Source organism: Exiguobacterium sp. SH3S1, assembly GCF_004337105.1.
In the GTDB taxonomy this organism is placed as follows: domain Bacteria; phylum Bacillota; class Bacilli; order Exiguobacteriales; family Exiguobacteriaceae; genus Exiguobacterium; species Exiguobacterium aurantiacum_A.
This window is the reverse complement of the sequence record NZ_SJUW01000010.1, coordinates 81,569-88,666: the sequence shown is the minus strand read 5'-3', so window position 1 is coordinate 88,666 and position 7,098 is coordinate 81,569. Positions and strand designations below refer to the sequence as shown.

Sequence of the window (7,098 nt, the reverse complement as noted above, 5' to 3'; positions counted from 1 at the left end):
TCATTCCGTCGACTTCCCCCCGAAGGGTTCCGTCGATTTCCTGCGCTCGACTTGCATGTATTAGGCACGCCGCCAGCGTTCGTCCTGAGCCAGGATCAAACTCTCCAAAGAATTTGATATAGCTCTTGAAAATGACGAAGCTTGCGCTTCAATCAAAACTTGTAAAACTTTTTTTGCCTCATCGTTCAGTTTTCAAAGTTCGTCTGCCGCTCTTAGCGACTCATTAATAATAGCATCTGTGATTATATTCGTCAACTATAAAAATAAAATATTTTGAAAGAATAATATCTAGCGTATTCTTTCGACGGCACTATATAGAAGGAACACGCTAGACGGTTACTGAAAAGCGACGATTCGAACCTCATCAAGTTGAGATAAATCGTATGTTTCTTGTGTTGGTTCAGAGATTACGACCGGTTGTTCCACGCTCGGCGTGTAGCATTGAATCGTTCCGCGCACACCGCTACTCAGTAAGACAGTCCGTCCTACTTCGTAAAAGCCAAGCAGTGTAGCTAAGAGCGTCAACGCTTCCCCATCGTATGCCTCATTTTGCCACATATAAAAATAAGCCTCTTCTGGTGTCAACGCTTCTCTGAACGTACGTGGGGCTGTCAATTGGCAGAATCGGTCGGCGACGATGAACAACGGTGATGCAGGATGAAGGGCTCGTTCTTCTAACCGACTCGGAAAACCTGACCCGTCTAAACGCTCATGATGTTCGGCAATCAATTTACCGACCCTGGCTCTAAGTGTCTGATCTTGCGGTAACATCGTAAGCGAGACGAGCGGGTGCTGATACAATAGCTCTCGTTCCATTTTTGTGAAATAGCGCATGTGGGACCATTTTCGTATTTTAGCGTAGCTCGCATCTGCGAAATAAGAAGCAACACCATAATCGAATTGAATGCGGTGTTCGTCTCCTCGGTATTTCGATAGCGTCTTGGCTACTAAAGCTCGATAAATCGCATGATGAATCACATGATTTTTTCGAAGTGGTTGATTCGTAAAGAACGTGACGACGGCCGATAGCGGATATTCACGTTTGAACAGTTGATGGACGAATTCAAGCGCTTCGTAAGGGTTGGGGGCAATCCGTTCTTCCCATTGATTGTAATGCCGTTCGTATTGGAGCACTTTTGCACATAGATCGATTTCCTCGTCGCGGGTAAGATGGCGACATTCGACCGGAGCAACATCAATGGCTCCTACCTTTAAAAAACGGAGCAAGCGTAAATGTTCGTTTGTCAGTTTCGTTCCTGCCTCTAACGAAGAAACTGACGTCAAAAGCGTCATCCCAACGTGAACGTTTGAAATGGCAAGTCGCATGCTCATCCCTCCTGATTATATGAAAAAAGGTCGAACGGAAGCACCGTTCAACCTTTTCGTCTTACTCAGTCTCTTCAGACGATGGGCCAACTTCGGGTGCTTCATCAACAAACCCATTCTCCACATCAACTGTCGATTCCTCTTCTAATTCATCTTCTAATTCATCTTTTTTCAGTTTAGCAATTGTCGCCAAGCGGTCGCCATCTTCGATATTCATGACTTTAACACCGCGCGTGCTACGCCCCATTTGCGAAATTGTTTGGGCATCGATTCGAATCGCGACACCGAGCTCGGTCATGAGCATGATGTCATCATCTTCATCGACTACGCGCATCCCGACGACAGTTCCGCGGTCTGTCTTGATTCCGATAATTCCAGAACCGCCTCGACCTTGTGTCCGGAATTGTTCCATCGCTGTGCGTTTGCCGTATCCTTTTTCCGTGATGATGAGCACGTCTTGTGTCGGGCGTACAATTTCCATCGAAACGACTCGATCATCATCCTTCTTCAATCGAATCGCACGTACACCGCGAGCCGTACGGCCCATCGAACGGACCTCACCTTCGAGCGGGAAGCGAATCGACATCCCGGCGTGTGTCACAATCAACATCTCGTCGTCGCTCTTCGCTAGACGTACAGTAACGAGCTCATCGCTATCGTTCAAGCTGATGGCACGCAATCCGTTTTTGTTGATGCGGGCATAGGCAGAAAGCGGTGACCGTTTGACAAGTCCGTGCTTCGTGATAAACACGAGTGACAATTGCTCATCAGCCACTTCTTCTTCTTCTGAACCTTCACCAGCGTCCTCAACGATGGCTTTGTCCGCCAAATAGCTATTAAAGTCGACCGGGATCATCGTTTCGACCTTCTCACCCTTATCGACTTGGAGTAAGTTGATAATCGGCATCCCTTTCGCGGTTCGGCTCATCTCAGGAATCTCATATCCTTTCAAGCGGAACACGCGACCGAAGTTCGTGAAGAACAAGATCGTATCGTGCGTTGAAGCAGATAAGAGGCGCAATACGAAGTCTTCGTCATTCGTACCCATTCCTTGTTTCCCTCGACCGCCGCGACGTTGTGTGCGATACGAGTCACTCGGAATCGATTTGATGTAGCCTTCGCTCGTCAGTGCGATCATCATGTCCCGAACCGGGATCAAATCCTCATCCTCAAGCTCGATGATGTCGGTACGAATCACCGTACGACGTGCATCGCCGTAACGCTCTTTGATTTCAGTCAACTCATTGCGAATGATTTCGAGAAGGAGTTCCTCATCCCCTAAAATCGCACGCAATTCTTCGATCAACGTACGGATCTCGCGATACTCGCCTTCGATCTTCTCGCGTTCAAGACCGGTCAACCGTTGGAGACGCATATCGAGAATGGCTTGTGTCTGCTCTGTTGATAGTCCGAAGCGAGCAATCAATTTCTCACGGGCCTCGTCACCGGTCCGCGTGCTGCGGATGATGGCGATGACTTCATCGAGGTGGTCGAGCGCGACACGGAGACCTTCGAGAATATGCGCACGCGCTTCTGCCTTATCGAGGTCGAACTGCGTCCGGCGCCGAACGACTTCTTTTTGGTGTTCGATGTAATAATAGATCGCTTGTTTCAAGTTGAGCGTTTTCGGACGTCCTCCGACGAGCGCGAGCATGTTCACCCCAAACGTCGTTTGCATCGGCGTCTGTTTATACAAGTTGTTCAAAATGACGCTTGCGTTCGCATCGCGGCGTACCTCGATGACGACGCGCATTCCGTTTCGGTCCGACTCGTCACGAAGGTCTGTGATGCCCTCGATTTTCTTGTCGCGAACTAGGTCAGCAATCTTTTCAACGAGACGGGCCTTGTTCACTTGATACGGAATTTCATGGATGAGGATGCGTTCACGGCCGTTCTTCAACACTTGGATCTCGGCTTTCGCGCGCATCGTGATCGATCCGCGACCTGTCTCATACGCCCGGCGAATACCGCTGCGTCCTAAAATCTCACCAGACGTCGGAAAGTCCGGACCCGGAATGTACTGCATGAGCTCTGAAATCGTGATGTCCGGATTGTGCGTGAGCGCAAGCACGCCATCGATTACTTCGTTCAAGTTATGTGGTGGTACGTTCGTCGCCATCCCGACCGCGATCCCGCTCGTACCATTGACGAGGAAGTTCGGGAAACGGGCCGGCATAACGACTGGTTCTTTCTCTTCACCATCAAAGTTTGCTTGATAGTCAATCGTGTTTTTACCAATATCGCGCACGAGTTCCATCGCGATTTTCGACATCCGGGCTTCCGTGTAACGCATTGCCGCTGCCGAGTCTCCATCGACGGACCCGAAGTTTCCGTGGCCATCAACGAGTTCGTAGCGATAACTGAAGTCTTGTGCCATCCGAACCATCGTCTCGTAAACAGCTGAATCACCGTGTGGGTGATACTTACCGATGACGTCCCCGACGACACGGGCAGACTTCTTATGGGGCTTGTCGGCACGAATCCCGAGCTCGTTCATCGCGTAAAGGATACGGCGGTGAACCGGCTTGAGACCATCTCGTACGTCCGGGAGGGCACGCGACACGATGACGCTCATCGCGTAGTCCATGAACGACGTCCGCATCTCTTGGCTAATATTTATATCCTTGATATTTTCTTGTTCTGCCATTCGTTATTGCCTACCCTTCTTTTTAAATATCGAGGTTTTTCACGTAGTGTGCGTGTGACTGGATAAAGTCACGGCGCGGCTCGACATTGTCGCCCATGAGCGTCTCAAAGACCTCATCTGCCTCGATGGCGTCTTGAAGGTCGACACGAAGCATCGAGCGAGACTCTGGATTCATCGTCGTGCTCCAAAGTTGTTCCGGGTCCATCTCACCGAGACCCTTGTAGCGCTGTACACTATAGCGCGCGTTCTCAGGAAGTCGTTTGATTGCTTCTTGGAGTTCGCGGTCGTTTTGGACGTAAACAATCTCTTTACCATGTTTTACACCGTAGAGTGGCGGCTGGGCGATGTAGACGTAGCCGCTCTCAATAAGTGGCCGCATGTAACGATAGAAGAACGTCAGCAACAGTGTCCGGATGTGGGCACCATCGACGTCGGCATCGGTCATGATGATCAACTTATGGTAACGCGCCTTGCCGAGATCGAATTCGTCGGCGATCCCGGTCCCAAGTGCCGTGATGATTGTCCGAACTTCTTGGTTGGCTAAGATTTTATCGAGTCTTGCTTTCTCGACGTTGATGATCTTACCTCGGATTGGCAAAATCGCTTGGAAATGACGGTCGCGTCCTGACTTGGCTGATCCACCGGCCGAGTCACCCTCGACGATGTACAGTTCAGATTTCGATGCGTCCTTCGATGAACAGTCGGCCAGCTTACCTGGCAACGAGCTGACTTCAAGGATGCCTTTACGACGTGTCATTTCACGGGCGCGTTTGGCCGCGAGGCGGGCACGGGCTGCCATGAGCCCTTTGTCGACGATGAGTCGGCCGACCGACGGGTTCTCAAGCAAGAACTGTTCGAACGTCTCGCTAAAGAGTGAATCTGTCACCGTACGGGCGTCAGCGTTACCGAGCTTCGTCTTCGTCTGTCCCTCGAACTGCGGTGACGGGTGTTTGACCGAGACGATCGCGGTCATCCCTTCACGCACGTCGTCGCCGGAAAGACTGCCATCAGCCTCTTTCATCAATCCAAAGCGTTTGGCGTAATCGTTGATCGCCCGTGTCAGTGCCGTTTTGAACCCGGTCTCGTGCGTCCCGCCTTCGTGTGTCGGAATGTTGTTTGTGAACGAGTAAATATTGCTAGAGAACCCTTCGTTGTACTGCAGCGCGATTTCTACTTCGATCCCGTCTTTCGTACCGTGTACATAAACCGGCTCATCGTGGATCGAAGACTTCGAACGGTTCAAATGCTCGACGTAAGACTTGATCCCGCCTTCGTAACAATAGTTTCGCTCAATCGTTTCGTCGCCCCGCTCATCTTTTGCGACGATGCGAAGTCCTTTGTTCAAGAAAGCAAGTTCACGCAAGCGCGTTGCTAGAAGATCAAAATCGTATTCGAGTGTTTCGTCGAAGATGTCTCCATCTGGGAAGAAACGAACCGTCGTACCGGTCGTGTCTGTCGTACCGACAATCTCGAGCTCACCTTGAGGGGCGCCGCGTTTGAACGCTTGATAGTAGACGTTACCGTTTCGGCGTACGAATACTTCGAGTTTCTTCGACAAGGCGTTAACGACGGACGCCCCGACTCCGTGCAAACCACCCGACACTTTATATCCACCGCCGCCAAATTTACCTCCGGCGTGGAGAACGGTGAAGATGACTTCAACGGCAGGACGTCCTGTCTTTTTCTGAATGTCAACCGGAATCCCCCGGCCATCATCTTCGACAACGACAGAGTTGCCTGGTTCGATCGTCACGGTAATCGTTTCACAATGACCGGCGAGCGCTTCATCAATCGAGTTGTCGACGACTTCCCACACTAAGTGGTGGAGCCCGCGCGAACCCGTCGAACCGATATACATCCCTGGGCGTTTACGAACGGCTTCTAACCCTTCAAGCACTTGAATCTGATCGGCACCGTAATCTTGCATTTGTTTTTCATTTTCGTTACTCATCGGTTTCATTCACCTACTATACATGAATTGGTGTTCATAAGGATTGGTCGTACGTTAGACAGATTCCGTCTCAACTTTACCTTGTTTCACGTGAAACAACTTGGCTTGTTGAATCGTTTCGTGAGCAATTCCATCGATATTGGTCGTCGTAATAATCGTTTGGACTTTCTGCCCCATCGTATCAAGCAGATGGGTTTGGCGATGATCATCTAATTCAGATAAGACGTCGTCTAACAACAGCAGCGGATACTCCCCGACCTCTTCGTGGATCAGTTCAATCTCCGCTAGTTTTAACGACAAGGCCGCCGTGCGTTGCTGGCCCTGTGAACCGAACGTTTGGACGTTCCGATCATTGACGTACAGTTCGAAGTCGTCGCGATGGGGACCGAACAAGGTCACACCTCTTCTTCGTTCGTTCTCTCTTATTTTATCAAACTTTTGCCGATACGTTTCAAACATCTGTTCTTTCGTGTGACGTTCTTTTTGAAACGTGTCCGAGACGTATTGAATCGTCAACGTTTCTAAGTTCCGAGTGATTCCTGCATGGATCGGTCCGGCCCATTTCTCGAGTTGATCGATAAAATGGTGGCGCCTGGAGACGATTTTGACGGCAAGCTCAATCAGTTGGTCGGTGAGCACTTCGAGCAATGTCTCGTCCCCACCTTTAATCGACAGTTGTTTTAAAAATGCATTCCGTTGCTTCAGTGTTTTCAAATACTGATTCAAGTCATGTAAGTAAATCGGACTGACTTGTCCGATTTCCATATCTAAAAAACGTCTTCTTCCTTGAGGGCTGCCTTTGACGATTGCAAGATCTTCTGGCGCGAACAAGACGACGTTGAACGCTCCGACGTAGTCACTGAGCCGTCGTTGCTCGAGGTGGTTCAGTTTCGCTTTTTTCCCTTTCGGAGAAAAGCTCAGCGACTGTACCGTTTCACCGGTACGTTTATGGATCCGACCCTCGACGATGGCCGTTTCCGCTTCCCACCCGATCAGTTCACGGTCTTGCGTCGTCCGATGCGACTTTGCGAGCGCAAGTACGTAAATCGATTCGAGCAGATTCGTTTTGCCTTGGGCGTTCTCACCGATGAGAACATTCGTCTGTTCTGAAAAATTTAGCTCAAGGGCTTCGTAGTTGCGGTAGTTTTGCAGTCGAATCGACAATAAGTGCACG

Annotated in this window: 4 protein-coding genes and 1 rRNA gene; all 5 read right to left on the bottom strand. The window is 50.1% G+C overall.

What is annotated here, in order from left to right:
• Window positions 1-111 (bottom strand): 16S ribosomal RNA (locus tag EVJ26_RS11570); the annotation flags it as partial.
• A gap of 225 nt (window positions 112-336) precedes the next feature.
• The gene (locus EVJ26_RS11565) at window positions 337-1,326 is read right to left on the bottom strand and encodes an HD-GYP domain-containing protein (RefSeq protein ID WP_131457824.1); all 990 of its coding nucleotides are present in this window, start codon (window positions 1,324-1,326) and stop codon (window positions 337-339) included.
• Between the two features lie 61 nt (window positions 1,327-1,387).
• On the bottom strand, window positions 1,388-3,973 hold the full coding sequence (gene gyrA, locus EVJ26_RS11560; protein WP_131468564.1) for a DNA gyrase subunit A: 2,586 nt from the start codon (window positions 3,971-3,973) through the stop codon (window positions 1,388-1,390).
• A 22-nt stretch (window positions 3,974-3,995) separates the two neighbouring features.
• On the bottom strand, window positions 3,996-5,924 hold the full coding sequence (gyrB, locus tag EVJ26_RS11555) for a DNA topoisomerase (ATP-hydrolyzing) subunit B (RefSeq protein WP_131457822.1): 1,929 nt from the start codon (window positions 5,922-5,924) through the stop codon (window positions 3,996-3,998).
• Window positions 5,925-5,978: 54 nt separating this feature from the next.
• Entirely contained in the window at window positions 5,979-7,097 is a 1,119-nt protein-coding gene (recF, locus tag EVJ26_RS11550; RefSeq protein ID WP_070329327.1) for a DNA replication/repair protein RecF, read from the bottom strand.
• Window position 7,098 lies beyond the last annotated feature (1 nt).

Excerpts from the sequence above, each read along its gene's own strand:
- EVJ26_RS11565 (WP_131457824.1), bottom strand. The coding sequence starts at position 1,326 with ATGCGACTTGCCATTTCAAACGTTCACGTTGGGATGACGCTTTTGACG.
- gyrA (WP_131468564.1), bottom strand. The coding sequence starts at position 3,973 with ATGGCAGAACAAGAAAATATCAAGGATATAAATATTAGCCAAGAGATG.
- gyrB (WP_131457822.1), bottom strand. The coding sequence starts at position 5,924 with ATGAGTAACGAAAATGAAAAACAAATGCAAGATTACGGTGCCGATCAG.